Origin of the sequence: Rhizobium sp. NPDC090275, from assembly GCF_044772225.1 — a bacterium.
Lineage (GTDB): Bacteria > Pseudomonadota > Alphaproteobacteria > Rhizobiales > Rhizobiaceae > Rhizobium.
This window is the reverse complement of record NZ_JBIVYL010000001.1, coordinates 208,171-227,076: the sequence shown is the minus strand read 5'-3', so window position 1 is coordinate 227,076 and position 18,906 is coordinate 208,171. Positions and strand designations below refer to the sequence as shown.

The 18,906-nt window shown below is 61.9% G+C and carries 19 protein-coding genes; 8 read left to right on the top strand and 11 right to left on the bottom strand.

Annotation, left to right across the window (positions count from 1 at the left end; all coding sequences use genetic code 11):
- Nucleotides 1–303 precede the first annotated feature (303 nt).
- The 5 genes from ACIQUB_RS01050 to ACIQUB_RS01030 all read left to right on the top strand — a co-directional run bounded on the left by ACIQUB_RS01050 (nucleotide 304) and on the right by ACIQUB_RS01030 (nucleotide 5,838).
- Entirely contained in the window at nucleotides 304–1,056 is a 753-nt protein-coding gene (locus tag ACIQUB_RS01050) for a hypothetical protein (RefSeq protein ID WP_402928343.1), read from the top strand.
- A 189-nt stretch (nucleotides 1,057–1,245) separates the two neighbouring features.
- Nucleotides 1,246–1,683, top strand: a complete 438-nt coding sequence (locus tag ACIQUB_RS01045) for a universal stress protein (RefSeq protein ID WP_113238399.1) — start codon at nucleotides 1,246–1,248, stop codon at nucleotides 1,681–1,683.
- 370 nt (nucleotides 1,684–2,053) lie between these two features.
- Entirely contained in the window at nucleotides 2,054–3,694 is a 1,641-nt protein-coding gene (locus ACIQUB_RS01040; RefSeq protein WP_113238400.1) for an arylsulfatase, read from the top strand.
- Nucleotides 3,695–3,859: 165 nt separating this feature from the next.
- Nucleotides 3,860–4,837 (top strand): formylglycine-generating enzyme family protein, encoded by a 978-nt coding sequence (locus tag ACIQUB_RS01035; RefSeq protein ID WP_402928339.1) that lies wholly within the window; start codon nucleotides 3,860–3,862, stop codon nucleotides 4,835–4,837.
- A 53-nt stretch (nucleotides 4,838–4,890) separates the two neighbouring features.
- Complete coding sequence (locus ACIQUB_RS01030) at nucleotides 4,891–5,838, top strand: HAD family hydrolase (RefSeq protein ID WP_113239653.1); 948 nt, start codon at nucleotides 4,891–4,893, stop codon at nucleotides 5,836–5,838.
- 21 nt (nucleotides 5,839–5,859) lie between these two features.
- Here ACIQUB_RS01030 and ACIQUB_RS01025 read toward each other — a convergent pair whose 3' ends face one another.
- From ACIQUB_RS01025 to ACIQUB_RS01010, 4 genes are all read right to left on the bottom strand, one after another.
- Complete coding sequence (locus ACIQUB_RS01025) at nucleotides 5,860–6,837, bottom strand: transporter (RefSeq protein ID WP_402928337.1); 978 nt, start codon at nucleotides 6,835–6,837, stop codon at nucleotides 5,860–5,862.
- 114 nt (nucleotides 6,838–6,951) lie between these two features.
- Nucleotides 6,952–8,646: a tetratricopeptide repeat protein gene (locus tag ACIQUB_RS01020; RefSeq protein WP_113239644.1), complete on the bottom strand. Its 1,695-nt coding sequence runs from the start codon at nucleotides 8,644–8,646 to the stop codon at nucleotides 6,952–6,954.
- A gap of 129 nt (nucleotides 8,647–8,775) precedes the next feature.
- Complete coding sequence (locus ACIQUB_RS01015; protein WP_113239645.1) at nucleotides 8,776–9,063, bottom strand: hypothetical protein; 288 nt, start codon at nucleotides 9,061–9,063, stop codon at nucleotides 8,776–8,778.
- Nucleotides 9,064–9,275: 212 nt separating this feature from the next.
- On the bottom strand, nucleotides 9,276–9,569 hold the full coding sequence (locus tag ACIQUB_RS01010; protein WP_113239646.1) for a hypothetical protein: 294 nt from the start codon (nucleotides 9,567–9,569) through the stop codon (nucleotides 9,276–9,278).
- Between the two features lie 163 nt (nucleotides 9,570–9,732).
- Between ACIQUB_RS01010 and ACIQUB_RS01005 the strand changes: the two genes are divergently transcribed.
- Entirely contained in the window at nucleotides 9,733–10,344 is a 612-nt protein-coding gene (locus ACIQUB_RS01005) for a GNAT family N-acetyltransferase (protein ID WP_113239647.1), read from the top strand.
- 33 nt (nucleotides 10,345–10,377) lie between these two features.
- Here the strand turns inward: ACIQUB_RS01005 and ACIQUB_RS01000 are convergent, their stop codons facing one another.
- Complete coding sequence (locus tag ACIQUB_RS01000; protein WP_402928333.1) at nucleotides 10,378–11,082, bottom strand: hypothetical protein; 705 nt, start codon at nucleotides 11,080–11,082, stop codon at nucleotides 10,378–10,380.
- Nucleotides 11,083–11,278: 196 nt separating this feature from the next.
- On the opposite strand from ACIQUB_RS01000, the gene ACIQUB_RS00995 reads away from it, so the two are divergent.
- Nucleotides 11,279–11,440, top strand: coding sequence for a hypothetical protein (locus tag ACIQUB_RS00995; RefSeq protein ID WP_018897213.1), 162 nt, complete (start codon nucleotides 11,279–11,281; stop codon nucleotides 11,438–11,440).
- Nucleotides 11,441–11,574: 134 nt separating this feature from the next.
- Here the strand turns inward: ACIQUB_RS00995 and ACIQUB_RS00990 are convergent, their stop codons facing one another.
- On the bottom strand, nucleotides 11,575–12,237 hold the full coding sequence (locus ACIQUB_RS00990) for a GNAT family N-acetyltransferase (RefSeq protein ID WP_113239648.1): 663 nt from the start codon (nucleotides 12,235–12,237) through the stop codon (nucleotides 11,575–11,577).
- Nucleotides 12,238–12,382: 145 nt separating this feature from the next.
- Between ACIQUB_RS00990 and ACIQUB_RS00985 the strand changes: the two genes are divergently transcribed.
- Nucleotides 12,383–13,825, top strand: a complete 1,443-nt coding sequence (locus tag ACIQUB_RS00985) for a PLP-dependent aminotransferase family protein (RefSeq protein ID WP_113239649.1) — start codon at nucleotides 12,383–12,385, stop codon at nucleotides 13,823–13,825.
- Here ACIQUB_RS00985 and ACIQUB_RS00980 read toward each other — a convergent pair.
- The 5 genes from ACIQUB_RS00980 to ACIQUB_RS00960 form a co-directional block, all read right to left on the bottom strand.
- Nucleotides 13,803–15,008, bottom strand: a complete 1,206-nt coding sequence (locus ACIQUB_RS00980) for an adenylate/guanylate cyclase domain-containing protein (RefSeq protein ID WP_113239654.1) — start codon at nucleotides 15,006–15,008, stop codon at nucleotides 13,803–13,805. The genes ACIQUB_RS00985 and ACIQUB_RS00980 overlap by 23 nt on opposite strands.
- 172 nt (nucleotides 15,009–15,180) lie before the next feature.
- On the bottom strand, nucleotides 15,181–16,047 hold the full coding sequence (locus tag ACIQUB_RS00975) for an HlyD family secretion protein (protein WP_113239650.1): 867 nt from the start codon (nucleotides 16,045–16,047) through the stop codon (nucleotides 15,181–15,183).
- Nucleotides 16,044–16,253 carry a DUF1656 domain-containing protein gene (locus tag ACIQUB_RS00970; RefSeq protein WP_018897209.1) on the bottom strand — a complete coding sequence of 70 codons (210 nt, stop codon included), beginning with the start codon at nucleotides 16,251–16,253 and terminating at the stop codon, nucleotides 16,044–16,046. The genes ACIQUB_RS00975 and ACIQUB_RS00970 overlap by 4 nt, the downstream gene beginning before the upstream one ends.
- Complete coding sequence (locus tag ACIQUB_RS00965) at nucleotides 16,250–18,343, bottom strand: FUSC family protein (protein WP_113239651.1); 2,094 nt, start codon at nucleotides 18,341–18,343, stop codon at nucleotides 16,250–16,252. Before ACIQUB_RS00965 ends, ACIQUB_RS00970 begins: the two co-directional genes overlap by 4 nt.
- On the bottom strand, nucleotides 18,327–18,788 hold the full coding sequence (locus tag ACIQUB_RS00960) for a MarR family winged helix-turn-helix transcriptional regulator (protein WP_402928326.1): 462 nt from the start codon (nucleotides 18,786–18,788) through the stop codon (nucleotides 18,327–18,329). The genes ACIQUB_RS00965 and ACIQUB_RS00960 overlap by 17 nt, the downstream gene beginning before the upstream one ends.
- Nucleotides 18,789–18,906 lie beyond the last annotated feature (118 nt).

Sequence of the window (18,906 nt, the reverse complement as noted above, 5' to 3'; positions counted from 1 at the left end):
TGGGTTTACGTCCCTTTAGAATCCGCATTTAAATGTTGAGAGTCCGAGTTTTTGCGGACAGAAATTCAAAAAAATCAACGAATTCAACGACACTTAGTCCGGCCTTATGTGGCGAGGCAGACTTATCCTGCCCGGTCATAGGCGACACTTCATGTCTCAGACACAGGCGATATTCTCCGCATAGATTTTCTAGGCATGGCGACCCGAAGTCGCTGCACAGAGCGCCTAAAAAGGACAGTAGCGCTTTGCTATATGAAGACTACATTTGAACGCGCGAAATTTGAGGCCCGGAACGCTGAGAAAATGGAAAAGAGATCGTTGAAAGACCTGTCCTTCTACGACGACGTTGCAGCCCTTGAGCGATACATAGGCGTGCCCGAAGGTGCGCTAAGAAATATTCCCATATATGGTCGCGTTGGCGCAGTGGATGCAATTATCGCGGTCAGGAAGATGGAGAAAAATTCACTGTTCCGGCCGGGCTTATACTACATTGTTTTGGCCGATCTTAAAGGCAACACAGAATTCAATGCAAAATACGGCGACACCCAGGGTGACATCCGTATTCAGTGGTTCCAGACGTGTGCAATCGAAGCCCTTGGAACGATCAAGCCATCCAACTACTCTGCGTATCTCAAGGCAATTGGCGATGCTGCCCTGCTTATATTCTCAGCTTTTGAGGACGTGGTGAGGTGGTCGGATCAGTTTACGAGCTTGCTAAAATCAATGTCCGCTGAGTATGCCCAAGTTTGCGAGAACGAGAATCCCGACATAGACCTAGATCAACAAATCTCTGACTTTGACTTGCGTGCACGTCGTTTCGCGCATCTCGGGGAGGTCCGCTTTAAAGAGGCTTCCGATCCAATCTGCTTGTCAGTAAGTCAAACATTTAAGATAGAGAAGCTGTTTGAAAATGAGGACCTAGGCTGCACTGACGCCGTATTGTCGGCAGTCCGGCCACTTCTTCCCGATTTCGGGCTCATAGATGCTTTCAACAAGGACGTCGTACTGGCGGGTCAAAACGAAACTTCAAGGACGCACTATCTGGTGAAGAGGTAAAGTGGACAACGGCCCTCGAGATGGTTTTGAATTCGTTGGCTGCGCTATCTTCTGAAATGTGCATCGTGGGCACCGCCTTTTCCCTCCTCCCATAGTCTCCCCCCAATTTGACATCAATCAAAGCACAACACGCCCAATCCGCTAAACTCCTCAAAGTTGATCCCATCAAGATCCAAAAGAGGATATCCGATGTACACACGCATTCTCATACCCACCGACGGCTCGGAACTGGCCACCAAAGGGCTGGATCATGGTCTGGCCTTGGCGAAGGCGCTTGGGCTAGCCGTCACCGTCGTTTGCGTCACGGTGCCGCTGGGCGGCCTGGCGCTGCAGGGCGTCGTGCAAGCGCAGGCATTGGAGAGCTATGACCTAGGCGTCAAGGACGATCTCGCCGCCACCGAAAAGCTTGTCCGGCAGAAGGCCGCGGAAGCGAGCGTGGAGGCCGAGTTCATCAACGCGACTGCCATCTCGGCGGCAACCGGCATCCTCGAGACCGCGCAGGCGCGCAATTGCGGCCTGATCGTTATCTCCTCGCATGGCCGCACCGGCATCGTCCGCATGATCCTCGGTAGCCAGACGCAGGAGGTCCTGGCCAAATCGACGATCCCGGTTCTGGTCGTGAAATAGCGGTTGCGCGCCGCGCCTATCTCACCTCGTCGAAATCCGCCGGCTTCCAGCTGCCGTCGAAGGCCGGCTTGTCTGGGCCGTAGTTGCGGACGTAAGCGACCTAGCCGTAACCGGGCGCGGTCTTGATCCCGCGCCCTCCTGCTCCGCCGGCGCGGTCGGGCGCCCGGCTCTTATCTTTACGGGTCTCACACCCAACCCCGCTCGTTTACGCACCAGTTACACCGCCATTTACCGTTACGTACTTACGCCCGTGCGCATAAAGCGAAAGGCTCCCCTCGCGTCGGCTGACGACGATCGATATCCGGCGGCACCGGCCGCCCGGCACAAGGGAGACCGCAATGTTGAACGATCCATCCGTGAGGAGTGCGTCATGACGAACTCACTCCCAAAGAAGCTGTTTTCGGCAACGATCGCGGTCGCGATGGCGCTGACATCCACCACCTTCCTCTCTCCGGCCAGCGCCCAGCAGGCAGCGCCGGCAGCCCCTGCGCCCGCCGCCGATGCCGCGGCTACGCAGGACACATCCAAGCCCAACATTCTCGTCATCTTCGGCGACGATATCGGCCAGACCAATATCAGCGCCTATTCCTTCGGCCTGGTGGGCTACAAGACGCCGAATATCGACCGCATTGCCAAGGAAGGCATGATGTTCACGGACTATTACGCCGAGAACAGCTGCACGGCCGGGCGTTCGACCTTCATCACCGGACAGGTCTGCCTGCGCACCGGCCTCTGCAAGGTTGGCATCCCCGGCGCGACTGTCGGCCTGCAGCCGCGTGACATCACCATCGCCCAGGCGCTCAAGCCGCTCGGCTACGCCACAGGCCAGTTCGGCAAGAACCATCTCGGCGACCGCGACGAGTTCCTGCCGACGAAACACGGCTTCGACGAATTCTATGGCAACCTCTATCACCTGAATGCCGAGGAAGAGCCCGAGCGGCCCTATTATCCGAAGGGCGATGAGGAATTCGTGCGGTCCAATGCGCCGCGCGGCGTCCTGAAGGCATCGGCGGACGGCAAGATCGAGGATACCGGTGCGCTCACCACTAAGCGCATGGAAACCATCGACGACGAGACGACGTCCGCGGCCATCGACTTCATGGATCGGCAGGTCAAGGCCGGGAAACCGTTCTTCACCTGGATGAACACGACCCGCATGCATGTCTTCACGCATGTCAGGGACTCGATGAAGGGCCAGAGCGGCATGCCGGGCAACGAGTATGCCGACGGCATGGTCGAGCATGACGGCGACGTGGGCAAGCTCTTGAAGGCGCTTGACGACCTGAAGGTCGCCGACAACACGATCGTCGTCTACACGACCGATAACGGCCCCAACCAGTTCTCCTGGCCGGATGCGGCAACCACCGCGTTCCGCAGCGAAAAGGACACGAACTGGGAAGGCGCCTTCCGTGTTCCCGCGATGATCCGCTGGCCGGGCAAGATCAAGGCCGGCGAAGTGTCGAACGAGATGATGTCGGGCCTCGACTGGTTCCCGACCTTGCTCGCGGCTGCCGGCGACGGCGACATCAAGGAGAAGCTTGCGAAAGGCACCTCGATCAGCGGCAACCAGTTCAAGGTTCACCTCGACGGCTTCAACCAGCTTCCCTACCTCAAGGGAGAGCAGCCGAAATCCGCACGTGACGAGTTCTTCTACTTCAACGACGACGGTGAACTCGTCGCCTATCGCTACGACAACTGGAAGATCGTTTTTTGCGAACAGCGCCAACCGGGCGGCTTCGTTGTATGGGCCAATCCGTTTACCTGCCTGCGGGTGCCGAAGATGTTCAATCTCAGGATGGACCCCTATGAGCGTGCGGATGTCGTGTCGGATCAATATTACGACTGGGTGATGAAGAACGCCTATCTCGTGCAATACGGCGTCTACAAGGTCGCTCCCTTCCTGCAGACGTTCCGCGAATATCCCCCGAGCCAACGGCCGGCGAGCTTCAGCGTCGACCAGATGATTTCGGCGCTGATGAACTCGATCGACCAGGTTCCAGGCGCGAAATAGCGGGAAACCGAAATTGCCGGGCGCGACCACGATCGCGCCCGGTACATCTGACCTGTCGTAGGCATTTACGAGCCCGCGCCGTAAACGCGGCCGGCATTTACCGTTGCGTACTTACCTCGCGCGCGCGCCTGCGCGATGCTGGGCCCTCACAATCGGGAGACAGCGATGACGCTTGCGTTCAGCGACACCATCGACATCGACGCAGCACCGGCGGGAATGCGCTGGATCGAGGGCGGCACCTTCACCATGGGCTCGGACCACCACTATCCCGAGGAAGCGCCGGCGCATCCGGTGACGGTGGATGGCTTCTGGATCGATGAAACGCCCGTCACCAACCGCAAGTTCATGGAGTTCGTCAAGGCGACCGGCCATGTGACGATGGCGGAGAAGGCGCCGGATGCGCGCGACTATCCGGGCGCGCTGCCGCACATGCTGCGGGCAGGCTCCCTGCTCTTCACGCAGCCGAAGACAGTCAATGGCACCGACATCTCGCAATGGTGGACGTTCAAGTTCGGCGCCAACTGGCGGCGCCCGCTCGGCGGCATCAGCGACCTGCGCGGCAGGCTCGACCACCCGGTGGTGCACGTGGCATGGTCGGATGCGAAGGCCTATGCCGACTGGGCGGGCCTTGAGCTTGCCACCGAAGCGGAATGGGAGTTCGCCGCGCGCGGCGGATCGGAGAGCGAATATGCCTGGGGCGACGAGCTCTCCCCCGATGGCAAGGCGATGGCGAATACCTGGCAGGGCATCTTCCCGACACAGACGACCAAGCCGAAGGGCGAGGAGCGGACATCGGCCGTCGGCTCCTTCCCGCCCAACGGATACGGCCTTTACGACATGATCGGCAATGTCTGGGAGTGGACATCGGACTATTGGACGACGCGCCATCCGGAACCCGCGAAACATTCCTGCTGCATCCCGAGCAATCCGCGCGGGGGTGACGCAGAGGCAAGCTACGATCCGCGCCTGCCCAATATCCGCATTCCACGTCGCGTGCTGAAGGGCGGCTCTCATCTTTGCGCGCCCAATTACTGCCGCCGCTACCGCCCCGCCGCCCGCCATGCCGAGCCCGAGGACACATCGACGAGCCATGTCGGATTTCGCTGCATCAAGAGAGTTGGCCGCAAGGGAGACGCGCGATGAACGCCATGGCACCCTTGCTGACTGCAGCCCGCACCTGCCTTCTCGCCGTCGCCATGCTTGCCGCACCCGCGGCCGCGCTTGCGCAGGAGCCACTCGCCTCGTGGAACGACACCCCTGCCCGCCAACGGATCATGGATTTCGTCAAAGCCACGACGACCGAGGGCGGCGACGGCTTCGTCGCTCCCGATGATCGCATCGCCGTCTTCGACAACGACGGCACGCTGTGGACCGAACAGCCCTTCTATATCCAGCTCGGCTTCATGCTCGACCGGGTGAAGACGCTGGCGCCCGAACATCCAGAATGGAAGACCAAGGAACCTTTCGCCAGCATCCTGAATGGTGACGTCAAGGGCATTGCTCGAGGCGGCGAGATGGGGATGGTCGAGCTCGGCATGGCAACGCATGCCGGCATGACGACGGACGAGTTCGAAAAGATCGTGACCGATTGGTTCGCGACCGCCAAACATCCGAAATCCGGCCGCCCCTACACCGAGATGACCTTTCTGCCAATGCGCGAGCTGCTGGACTATCTGCGCGCCAACGGCTTCACGACCTATATCGTCTCGGGCGGCGGCGTCGAGTTCATGCGGCCGGTGACGGAAAAGCTCTATGGCATCCCGCCGCAACAGGTCGTCGGCAGCACCATCGCCACCCAATATGCCATTGTCGACGATGTGCCGGTGCTGAAGCGCCTGCCGAAGATCGATTTCATCGATGACGGCCCCGGCAAACCTACCGGCATCAACAAGTTCATCGGCCGCAAGCCGATCTTCGTGGCTGGCAATTCCGATGGCGATTGTGAGATGCTGCGTTGGGTGACAGCCAGGAAGCCCGGCTTCGCGCTTATCGTGCACCACACCGATGGCGCGCGCGAATATGCCTATGACCGCCAATCCGCCTTCGGCAAGCTCGACAAGGCGCTGGATGAAGCCGAACGCCGCAACTGGCTCGTCGTCGACATGAAGAACGACTGGAAGAAGGTCTTCGCCTTCGACCAGTAATGCCGCCGGCGATGATCGGTCTTATTGCACAGCGACCGGCTTGGTGATCGACAGCGGCATCGAGATCGTCAGAAACACCGAGTCTCCTTCCGCGCGGTTCTCGGCGGCGAACTCGTGGAAATATTTGATCCGCGCCGAGATCGGCAGCTCGCCTGCCTTGAAGTTCCAGCCGATCGTCGCACCGATCGCAGCCACGCGTCCCTTGAACGGACCGAAGGCGCCCTCGCCGCTATCTCCTGTCAGTTGGTCGTAATAGTAGCCGACCAGACCGGCGTCGAACTGCTCGTTGAAATGCTGCACGGCAGCCCATTCGAAGTGGAACTCGGTGCCGGTGCGATAGTTCGTATCCGGGTTCTCGCCGTTGAAGGTCACGCCGATCGCCGCCGAGAGGTCGAGCCCGATTTCCGGATCGAGCCATGTTCCGGCAGCGCTGACATCAGCACCCCAGCGATGGAACGCGATGTTGGAGATCTCGCCATCTTGATAATCGCCGATCGGGACGTTGACGAGAACGCCCGTGGTCCAGTGGAAATTGCCGGCATCCCAGCCGAGCGTGCCGCTGACGAGCGGATCGCCGACGGTAAACACCGTGTCCTTGGTGGCGCCCGACAGCACGCCGCCGCCCGGCCCCGAGAGCGTCAGGTCGGCAATCGTCTCTTCCCATCCGACGGGGATGGTTGCACCGAGCCCAAGCCGCCCGCCCATCACTTCCTCAGGAACGACCCAGATAACGGTTGGTGCCGCGAGCGCCGCCTTGCCTTCGACGCCGACGGCGACGCGGCCGCCGGTCGGAAGCTGCGTGCCGCCGCCGAGATCACCCTTGTAGAGCCAGATATCGTTTTGAAGGTAGACGCCGGGTGGTGGGAGGATACCCGCGGCCGGCCCCTTGGAACCGAGGAGATAGAAGCCGGCGCCGCGTTCGGCAGCAGCAGCCATGTGCGCGCAGGCAAGCATCGATGCGCCGGCAAGAAGCGCTCCGGTCAGAAATCTCAGTTTCATGCTCTTCCCCTCACTCGTCCCATGGCCCTGCCTTTCGGCTGCCCCGGACCTGCAACAAACCTTCAGTCCCCCCATTCGCCGTCGCAAGTACGCAACGGTAAATGCACCCGTAAATCACTGCCCCGCAATGCTCGCGACGGCCTCGAAGCTCGCGCCCGCCTTCCCAAGCCCCATCTCCAGGCTTGTGACGAGATCGGCCCGAAGCTGCGCCATTTTTGCGGCCTGCCGGAATGCCGCAACGAATGCCGCCCGATCCGGCGCTGCCTCTCCAAGACGCTGCCCCGCGCTCTCCGCGCCCAGTTCACCAAGAGCGGCCACGCGAATGGCGCGCGTCAGGATATCGTTGCCGATGGCCTGCTCGGCGGCAAGCGACGCCTGCGACCACCGTCCGTTCCGGTAGGCATCAAGCGCCAGCACCAGAGAGGCATCGCGCGGCGGCGTTTCCTCCATCGCGACAGCCTCCTGCGCCAGGTCGTTGGCCGCCTTGAAATAGCCGGCGGCGAAGAGCACGAGGCTGAGCGACGCGGCATTCGCCGAATTGTTGGGATTGAGCGCCATCGCTCTGTTTCCGGCATCGATCGCCGCGTCCAGCCTTCCGCTGGCGAAACGCGCCGCCATCAGCGCCCCCTGTGCCCGATCGGAAAGGGGTGCTGCATCCGCCGCGGACTTCGCCATATCAAGGCTTTGCGAAATGGTCGCCGTATCGCGGGCATAGAGCCGGGCCAGCATCGCGGTAGTGTCGGGATCATCGGGATCACCCGCCAGCGTCCGCTTCAGGCATCGCCGAAGAACTTCCACGCCGCCGCCGATTTCACTGCCGTCGAGCATGAATTCCGCCCTCGAAACGCAGGCATTGCCCAAGGCATCCGCAGGAGCCTCCCTGGCCTCAAGCGCATTGATTACGCCACGCGACGACGCGATCTGCCGCGCCACGGCGCCGGCGATCTCAAGCCGCACCGTCGCCGGCTCCTTGCCCTCGGTCTCGACCCGCTCCAGTCCCGATTTGAGCAATGTCCCGCTCGCTGTATCGACGACCTGCCACCACAAGGAGCGATCATCGCTGTCGGCGTAATATTTGAGATCGACCTCGTAACCCCGGCGCGACGGCTGCGTCGGCGAGCCCGGCCTCGTCACCACGATCGTGCTGAAGGCGGAGAGCGCGGTCAGCAGCGTGTCCCTGGCGACGCTTGCCTCGCCCGCCATGTCAGGCGAGGCCGCGCTCATCAGGATGGTCACGGCCGGCTTCAGCGTCACGACAGGGCGGTCGATGGCTTTCCAGCCCGCAACAGCAGCAAGGGCGAGCAACCCGACGCACAGAGCCGCCGGGATCCACCGTGACATTCGCGAGCGTGGCGCCGTCACCGAGCCATCCCGTGCGGTATCCGTCAGCGCGGAGTTCGGGCGATGCGTCAGCAGCGACGGCGCAACCTGAGCGCTGGCGCTTACACCGGTCTGCGGAAACAGTGCGACGTAGCTGCCCTTCGGAATATGAACGGAGACGCCCAATTCGGCGCCGAACGTGGCATAATAGCTGTCGAGCGCAGCTCTGAGACGACTGATCTCGATCCGCACGATCGGATCGATGGAGGCATCGAAATTGCTGGAGCGCCCAAGCACATCGAGCGCGATGGAATAGGCTTTCACACCCTCGGTGCATCCTGCAAACCGGCGCTCGGCGAGGTAGCGCAGTATGTCCCGCTGCCGGTCCGACACCCTGAAGCGGCCATCCGCAAGGAGCCGTTCCAGCTCCACCTCGGCCTCTTCAAGGCTGACTTCACATGCCCTCTCACCGTGTACTTCAGCACTCATGGGCTGTCCCCCCGATACGCACTGATCACTAAAGCAGAACATGAAAACTATCGCGCACTTAACATTAAGTTGCAATACGAAACGCTAACAAGCCCAATAAATGATACATTTCGTGACAGGTAGGCCTTATTACCAGATATGTGAATTCGTGCGTAGGATGTGCTGAGTTACATCGTCCTCGATACCGGAACAGAGCCCTTCATATTCGCTGGTCCGCACGTGGTCGCCTGCCCTGCGAAAGGTCTCGAGCGCAACAGCGGCGATTTCATAGGCCTCGAAGAGTTCGTCAAGATCAGGCGATCGCGATGCAGCCGCCTGCAGGCTTGTTCGCAATGCGGGCAACTTCAACATAAGGCGCGCGAGGCCGCGCCGCGCCGCGTCGCTGGTCGTTCCGCCTGTCCCTCCCTGCCTGCTCATCGTCGTGAGACCTCCCCGCAAGGGTAATCGAAACAGACTAGAGCGGGCCTCCTATCGGTGTAAGTACGCAACGGTAAACAACGCGACGTTACACCGAAGGGCGCGCATTCACGCGGCCGTTTACCGTTGCATACAGCCGTCCGTGCGGATACATCGCCTGGCGCGACGGAGCCGGTGCCTCGCGCCGGCAGATCTTCGCGAGCAGGTCGATGTCACTGTGCCTTGTCGACTGGCCTAGCGTTCTGAATACCGGCGCCGTCACGTCCGGCCGGCTGTACGACGCGTTGCTGACTTCCCGCCATCCGCATCCACCACGTATCGGACAGGACAGGCGCCGCGAGCGCGCCGTCGTGCGGGTTCAGCTTGATGACATCACGGACGGAAATCATGGCGCCCGGCGGTGCGCGCCTGCCCGCTTTCTCCTGCGCCAACAGCGGCACCGCCTGGCCCACGACGGCGGCGGCGATGACGAATGATGTGAGCGATACTGTCCTGTTGTACAGCATGAGCATTCATCCAGCGGGAGATGAAAGCGAGTGTAAGGCCGAAAGCCCGAGGAAGGGAAGTGGCTGCTGAAAATACTGTTGCCAAGGGCTATGCCACAATGCGAGATCGGTTGGTTTCGCCAGCACTTGCAGGCGTCGACAACGAACAGCAAGGACGCATTGAATGAAGACCAATCCGCCGCTGCCGATGGGCTACTCCGAACTTCCGCGTGGCAAGCTCGCCAATGTCGTGACCTGCCTGGAAATGCGCGAGAAGCCTGACGTCAGCGTGCCAGCGCCGGGTGCTTTGCTTTTCGAGCGCTGGCAGACGCCTGCGCTCGACGACTATCGGAAGCTGTTTCGCGAAGTCGGCGAGAATTGGCTCTGGCTCTCGCGGCTGATCATCAGCGACGAAAAGCTCGCGGCGATCATCCATGATCCCGACGTCGAGATTTACGTGATCCTGTCGGAAGAAGGCCGCCGGATCGGCCTGCTCGAGCTCGATTTTCGCGAGCCCGGCGAATGCGAACTCGTCTTCTGCGGCCTCGTTCCCGATGCAATTGGCCAGGGCGCCGGCAAGCTGCTGATCACCCAGGCCGTTGCCCGTGCATGGGCGCGGCCGATCAACCGCTTCTGGCTGCACACCTGCCATTTCGATCATCCGTCGGCCATCTTCTTCTATCAGAAGGCCGGCTTCAAACCCTATGCTTTCCTGGTGGAGGTGATCGACGATCCGCGCCTCTCCGGCCATATGCCGGAGACAGCCGCTCCGCACGTTCCTTTGCTTCGCCCCTGATCGGCAAATCGCTCAGGACCACAAACAGCGGCGTTATCGATCATAACGACGGCGCATCTCGGCCGCCGCCAAAGGCAGGGCGGCACTCGCGACCGCACCGAGCGGCAATTGCCGAAGCAATCGGGTCGCGACGAAGGTGAAGGCCATGGCACCGGCAAGCTTCGCCCATGGATAGGACCCGAGCTGCTCGTGAGCGCTGGCATCCGCCCATTTGGCATTGGCGGTGACAACGGTGCCCGCCTGCTCGCGGATGACATGAAGCCGGGCGCGCAGATTGTCGACCTCTTCCTGCAGCCGTCGCAGCGATCCTTCCTCATCGAGCAGGTCTTCATCGGCCACGTGATCGTCTTCGAGCACATAATCGGCCGGCGGCCCTTGCTGGCCCTCTTCGGCGGGCGCGTCGGCCTCAAGAGCAGCCAGATGCTCCTTCAAGTCGGCCTCCGTCTCAAGACCTTCTACCCTGCCTTTCTTGCCGCTCGCGGCCTCGCTGGTCTTCACGGACGCAGCCGACGACGCGGCGACGGCCGGGTGCTCGCGAAGCTCGTCAGCCGCGATGAACACATCGGTCTTCCCCGCCTCGTGATCGGGATGCGACACCTCGACATCGACGCTGTCGGCAAGCTCGAGCGCCTGCTCCGCGTTCATGATGCCCACCGCCACGCGCCCTTCCTCGGATGTGACGGCGACTTCGACGATGGGCGGCTTCGACTTCTTTTTCATGCCAGTCTTTTTTTCCATGCAAAGTCTCCTTTGGCAGGGAAACACCTGCGGGACTCGATGGGTTCCATGACAGCTCAATCAAATTCGCTGCGACAGACCGTCTCTGGAACGCGGGCTTCCCGATCCCCATATATCTCTGGACCACGGAGCAGATATCGCGACGAACCGCGATCCGCCTTCCGCGAAAACCCACACAATGGATTGGAGATAAAGGATGGCTCAAGCCACACGAACGGCTGCGTCCGAAGGACCCTATGATGCGGTCACGCTTGCCAAGAAGCACCGCATTTCGGTCGAGGACGCCAAGCAAATCATCGAGCAATATGGCGACGATCGTAAGGCGTCCGACAAGGCCGCGCGCCGCATTGCCGTCTGATATGCAAAGCGGCGGCCAGGAACCCCGGCCGCCGCACACGAGAAAAATATATTTATAATATCAGTGCATTGCCGAGAAGTTCGGAATCACATCGAAAGATCGTTCAACAAGCGCTCGAAGTCATCAGCAAGCGCTCAATCGAACCGCAGCTTGCTCTTCTGCTGCCCCGCATCGTCGAAATTGTCGGGATCGAGCCACGCCTCGTAGCCGGCCTTCAGCTTCGGCCAGTCGGCATCGATCATCGCGAACCACGCCGTATCGCGGTTCTTGCCCTTGGCCACCATGTGCTGGCGAAACACGCCCTCGAAGGTGAAGCCGAAGCGCTCAGCCGCCTTCTTCGACGGCTCGTTCAAATTGTTGCACTTCCATTCGAAACGGCGATAGCCGAGCTTGTCGAAGGCGAGCTTGGCGAAGAGATAGAGCGCCTCGGTCGTCACCCGCGTGCGCGCGATCGCCGGCCCCCACAGGATGTTGCCGATCTCGATCACCCCATGCGCGGCATCGATGCGCATCAGCGCCTGACGCCCCTCGGCCCGGCCGCTACGCTTGTCGATGACCGCGAAGAACATCGGGTCGGCCGAAGCCTCGGCCCTTTCCAGCCACGCGCTGAAGGCTGCCATGTCGGCCGGCGCGTCCTCGAAGAGATAACGGAAGCGATCGTCGGCGCCGGGCTGCTGTGCCGATGCGAGCAGATCGCGCCCATGCCGGCCGGCGTCAAGCGGCTCAAGCCTGACATAAAGTCCTTCGAGAGCAATACGCTCCGGGCGCTCCACGCCCTTCCAGTTTGAGAGATCCATCCAAAATTCCTATCGTCTGCGTGGCATAAGATCAGGCGCCGGTGACATCAGTTTGTCGCTTTGCGGTGGAGTTGTTTTTCGATTAAAGAGGTCTGCTGTATCCATCCACTTTTTCAATTTCTGGCAAACCACTTGGCAAGGCACCATGGCTGCAGCATCGACCGCCTGGCTTCCCATCGAGCGCGCCCTGGGCGATCTGGAAGGCCAGATCTACCGCGAGTTGCGCGAGCGCATCCTGTCCGGTGAGATCGCCGCCGGCCAGCGCCTGCCCTCCACTCGCGACCTGTCACGTTCCCTCGGCCTCGCGCGCTCGACAGTCGTCAACGCTTATGAGCGCCTAAAGGCAGAGGGGTATCTAGAAGCAAGGTCGGGATCGGCAAGCCGCGTCGCAGTTCTCAACACCTCGCCGCTCGGCGAACGCGCCAAGCCTGCAGCCCCGATGCCGACAATGACGCCCGCGCCCTCGATGCTGCTGGAGCCCGGCCCGCCGGACCTTGAGCATTTCCCGCATGCTGCCTGGGCGCGGTGTCTGGCGGCACGCGCCCGCCGGCTGCGGATCCACGACCTCGGCTACGGCGATGCCTGCGGCCTGCGCGATCTGAGAGAAGCAATCGCCGAACATCTGGCCGCCACCCGTGGCGTCACCGCCCGTCCCGAACAGGTGCTGATCCTGCCATCGACGCGCGTCGCCATCGATCTGCTTGCAGGCTTGCGATTGAAGGACGCGGGCAGCAACCGCGTCTGGATGGAGGAACCTGGCTACCCCTCGGCGAAGACGCTGATGCGGGCGGCGGGCGGCGAGATCGTCCCGATTGCCTGTGATGCGGCGGGCATCGATGTCGGCAAGGCCGGAGGACTGCCCCCGAGTATCATCTACGTTACCCCCTCGCATCAATATCCGACCGGCGCCACGATGAGCCTGCAGCGCCGACTGGCACTGCTCGATCTCGCCCAGGCGACCGGCGCCCTGATCCTCGAGGACGATTACGACAGCGATTTCCAGTACGGCTCACGCCCGATCGCCTCGCTTCAGGGCATCGATCGCAATGGTGTCGTGGCCTATCTCGGCACCTTCTCGAAGATCCTCGCGCCTGGGCTGCGCGTCGCCTACGCGATCGTGCCCAGCTGGCTGGCGGCGGAAGCATCAGCCGCGCTGCAGATGCGCGGCGCAGTCGTCTCCGTCCATATCCAGGCGGCGCTTGCCGATTTCATTCGCGATGGCAGGCTGCGCGCCTATCTCAGGCAGATGAATGCCATCTACGCCACACGCATGAGAGCCACCACCGATGCGTTGCGGCGGCACTGTGGCCATCTGCTGGACATTGCGGAAGGCGCCGGCGGCTTGCAGCTCGCCAGTTGGTTCAAGGACGCCTCAGTCGACGACGAAGACATCGCAAGAGCGCTGCGCGGCCACGGCCTCGCGCCGCAGCCCATGTCGCGCTTTCATGTCGGGACACCGCGCACCGGCCTGCTGTTCGGCATTGCCCGCGTGGTTCCCGCCGAGATCGACGTCATCGCCGCGCGGCTCGCCAAGTTGATCGAAGCCCAGCTCGAACGCGGAGCCGTCAGAGCGTCGGAAGAAGCGTGAAGAGTTCCTGGGCGCGGTTGACGCCACGCAGCGCGTGCTGGCCGATCGACATCAGGTCGATCTGCGTTGAGGGAACGATCGCCGCGAAGCTTGCCGACATCAGCACCTTGCGCTGCAGCGATCGACAGAGCGACACGATGCGGCTGACCTCGTTGACGGCAGGGCCGATGACCGTGAAGTCGAGACGGTCCTTGCTGCCGATATTGCCGTAGAACACATCGCCCATATGCAGGCCAAGATAAACGTCTGTGACCGGCCGGCCCTCGATGCGACGCTGAGCGGTCAGGTCGGAAAGCCGCTTGTCGAGCAGCGTCCGCGCCTTCAGCGCCGAAAGACAGGCGTCGCTCGGCTTCTGGCCCTTGAAGATGGCAAGTGTTCCGTCGCCCATCAGCTTCAGCACCTCGCCGCCCGCCTCCCGCACCGAGGAAATCACCGCGTCGGCATAGTCGTTGAGCATCGGAATGATCTCTTCCGGATCGACCGTGTCGGAGATATGGGTGAAATTGGCGAGGTCGGAAAACCAGAGTGCCGCCGAAATCCGGTCGCTGCGCCCGCGGGTGATCTTGCCGTGCAGCACCTGGTTGGCGGCGTCGTCGCCAAGATAGACCTTGGCGATTGTTCCGGCGACACCGCTGACGGTCACGCATTTGACGGCCAATGCCAGGCAGGGGAGCAGCTCGCGTAATGCCGTCAGATCGCGTTCCGAGAACCCGGCGGCGGCGCGCGTGGCGAAATGCGAAAAGAAGCAGTCGATCTCGCCGATCGCCCCCTCATCGCCGAACCGATGCGCCATGGCGACAAAGTCAGTGAAACCGGCGGCTTTCAATTCGTCCAGCAGATAGAAATCGGCGGCGTCGCCACGGAGGAAGGAGCGGCGAACCTCGTTTCCGCCCTCGACTTCGAGATAATGAAACGCCGAGCGCAGCCAGTTGTCGGCGAAGTTGCCCGCCCCGGCGACGCCGTAGGCCGAAATACGCTCCACGGCCAGACAGGAATCCCACCGGAAAGCACGACCTTCATAGAGCGGATGAAGCGTGTCGATGACGGCGACCGACCGGCCGATCGGCAACCCGTTCGCGACGCAGCGCTCGCAGAATCCGTCGAGCAGGTCGGCCTCAGACAGGCCTTTCAGCCCGCTCTGCATCAGCCATGTGGTGATTTCGATGACGTGGCGATCGTCCACGGGTGTCTCCTGATCCCGGATCATTGAGGATATCCGGGCATTCGTAGGTTCAGGCATGCGCGGACGGGCTTAATCCGCGCATGCCTCGTTACGGCCCTTGAAGGACCCGTGGGCCGTAACGTGTTGGATCATGCGTGAGGCGCCGAACGGGCTGCCTCACGCGATTGGTCGATTACTCGACGATCGTAACGCTTGCCGTGCGACCGGCGACCAGCGCCGTCTCGCCAGGCGCGCCGTCGAGCGTCACCCGAACCGGTACACGCTGCGCCAGGCGAACCCAGGTGAAGGTCGGCGTGACGTTGGCAAGCTGCGCACCTGTATCGCTGCGCTCGCGGTCTTCTATGCCGCTGGCGACACCGGTGACGCGGCCCTTGAGCGGCTTTTCGCTGCCCATCAGGTAGACCAGCGCTTCATCACCGACCTTGATGCGATCGAGCTTGTTCTCCTCGAAGTAGCCGGAGATGTAGTAGGAGTCGGTGTCGATCAGCGCCGTCACGGCACTGCCCGCCGACACGTAATTGCCAGGACGCATCGAGAAGTTGGTGAGCACGCCGTTGACGGGTGCGCGTACGACCGAGCGGTCGAGGTTGAGCTGCGCCGTGTCGCGGCTGATGACGGCCTGGTTATAGGTCGCCTCGTCCTGCTGGACCGTGGTCTCCGCCTGCTGGATCTTCTGCCGGGTGACCGAATTGTCGCCGAGCTTGCGATAGAGGTCGAGATCGCTCTTGGCCATGTCGAGCGCGGCCTTGCTGCTCTCCATCTGGGCTTCGGCCTGGCGCAGCGCCAGAGCAAAGCGAGCCTGGTCGATGCGGAAGATCACATCGCCCTTCTTGACCGTCTGGTTGTCGGTCGCATCGACTTCGCTGACGATGCCGGAAACGTCCGACGCCAGGTGAACGACATCGGCGCGGACCTTGCCGTCACGCGTCCACGGGTCGTTCATGTAGTAGTCCCAGAGATGCCAGCCCAGCACACCGGCCAGCGCCACGACGACGCCGGTCAGAAGGAAGCGGCCGGAATAAGCGAGAAGCGATTTCATAATGACACCTTGTTCAAAGACAGCGCGAGCGCGCCGAGCAGGCAGAAGTACATGGCCGTATCGAAGAGTGGCCGGTGCCACACGAGACGATAGAATCCGATGAAAGCCAGGATCCGCCGCAGGATGGAGTTGAGAAAGAAGGCAGCAACGGCGATTGCCGCCAGCGTGGGTATGAAGACGCCATAAAGATCGAGTTCCGGTCTCATGCCGCGTTCTCCTTTGCGAGTTGTCCGCCGGCCTGAATGGTCGCGTCAGGCATCACGAAGCGCGCATCCGGATACAGATTGTAGCGAAGCGATGTGATGGCCCGGCGTGCGCCCTCGACGGCCGATGACGGATTTTGGTTGATAAGGTCGACCAACGATGTGTCGATCGCCTTCAAGAGGCCCTCGCTCGGCTGGGCGTGGCCATGCTTTTGTTTTTGCTGATAGAAGCCAGCAATTCCCGACAGAACCTGGTCGACATCCTCGCGGCTGTCGCGGGTCAAAAGCTGCCGGTGGCGCTGCAGTTCCATCGTGTTCAAGCCATTGCGCAGATCGCCAAGGATGTCGTTCTGGGCGACGGCGGATTCGACCGGAATGCGCGCCAAGCGCGGCGCAACCAGACCGAAACGGTCCACCATGCGGTAGAGCAGCCTAGCGAAGTCAGGAGCATCCGACTTGCGTGCAACGGCGACGATATCCGCCCAGCCGGCGCGCAGCACACGGTAGGCCGTCCATTCCGCGCCGACGGAGCGCACCAGCACGGTCGTGCCGCAGGCAATGACGAGGCCGATCACCATCGCCAGATTTGAGTTCAGGAACGAGCTGAGGTCGGGGTTCAAGCGGTCCTGCAGCGCAAGCATATTCGGAAAGTTGACGCCGAAACCGAGGCCGTAAATCATCAGCGAAGGCTTTGGCATCAGCACGCCGGCGGGAATGAGCACCAGGCCCAGAGCCGCGGCCAGCGGCAGATAGCCGTGAACGAGCGGCAGCAGGCCGAACTCGAAGACGAAGGCAACGGCGACCGCGAAGATCGACACATACATGAACTTCAGCATCATCGGCGCCGGATCGTCCATCGTCGCGAAGATGCAGCAGAGCACGCCCGCCATCATGGCTGCGGCGGCACCCTGCGACCAGCCGGTGAAGATCCAGAGTGCTGCGGCGATAAAGGTCGACAACATGACCGCAAGACCCGAATGGATCGCCATGCCATAGTCGCGGTGGATCGGCGTGCGGTCGAAGAGCGTGCCGAAACGCTGCCAGCGCAGCTCGCGCCGGCCGCCTGTCTCGATGTCCTCGCGCAGCGCCAGACAGTCGCTCCAGATCTGCAGGAGGTCGCGCAGGCGGGAGGTAAAATTATGGGCGAGAAGGCCGTTCCATTCCTGCTGCTCGCGGCCCCCCTGCTCGGTCTTTTCCATCAGCGCCAGGATTTCCTGCCGCTCGGCCTCGCCATAGGAGGCCTCGTTCGACAGAAGCTCGGTCACGCGACGGATCAGTTCGTTGGCCGAAGCGGTCAGCTTGCCATCGGTCGCCTTGCGAAAAGCGTGAAGGAGATCGGCAAGGCCGGAAACGACGGGCAGCATGGCGACCATGCGCTGCTGCAGCGTGCGGGTACGGCCGACCATGTCGCGCAGGCCCGATGTGTCGTAGGCGACATGCGTGGTGAAGCTGTGCAGATCGACGGCATCGGCCGCGAGCTTGCGGGCGGCGGCCTGAAGCGCGTCACCCTTGTCGCTGCTGTTGAGCGTGCTGATGGCAAGCGCTGCGACATCACGCACCCAACTATCGATGCGCGCTGCAAGCACAGGGCCGGCATGGCGCGGAAAGACCAGGCGGCTGACGAGCGCTGCGCAGATGATGCCGAGCGCGATTTCCTCGACGCGGGCAACGGGATAGGTGAAGGCGGTCTCGGGGCTGGCAACGATCGGGAAACCGGTGAGCGCGGTCGTGTAGCCGGCCAGCATGAAGGAATAGCTGCGCGGCGTGCGGTCGAGCAGGCTGACACCAAGACAGAAGGCCATCCACAGCGCGATCGTCAGCGTCAGAAGCTCCGGCGAATCGACGAGGTTGGGCACCAGGATGATGGCCATGGCGCCGCCGATCGCAGTGCCGATCAGGCGGTAGATCGCCTTCGACGTGTTCGCGCCCGACAGCGGATGCGCCACGATATAGACCGTGCCGACCGCCCAATACGGGTTCGTCAGATCGAAGCAGAGTGCGATCAGAAGCGCCAGCATCGCCGCGATGAAGGTCTTGATGGAGAAAACGACATCCCAGATGTTTGGGGAGATCGTATTATGGCTGCTCGTCATTGTCCTGCGTTCCGGTTATCGCCGCGGTCCTATCCGCGACGGCGCGCAAAACCTCTATGGCGGCATCGACCTGGTCGGGATCGAGGTCGCCAAGGATTTGCTCTCGCAACTTTGCCGCACAACGTTCGGCGCGCTCGGCGACCGCTGTGCCCTCCCCGGTAAGCTGCACAAGCTTGATCCGCCGGTCCGCCTCATCGGCAACACGGCAGATCAGGCCGTCATTCTCCAAACTGTCGAGCACGCGCACCAGCGTCGGACCCTCCACCCCGACCCGTTCGGCCAGCACATTCTGCGGAATCCGGTCGCCATGGCGGATCAACGCGATGAGCGGTGCAGCGCTGGCGTCGGAAAGCTTGTGGTCGGTCAAAGCGGCGTTGAGCGCACGGCGCCATCCACGCCCGCAGATCATCAGCAAGGGTGCGAACTCGGTCCAGGTCTTCTTCATGTTCGTTGTCATGGAATTAGATAACATCCTATCGATTTGAATTCAATGATATTGGTGCATAGCTGCCATTCGATAGTTAGCGAACTCTTATTCGCCCATTGTCTGGTGATCCCCCTCT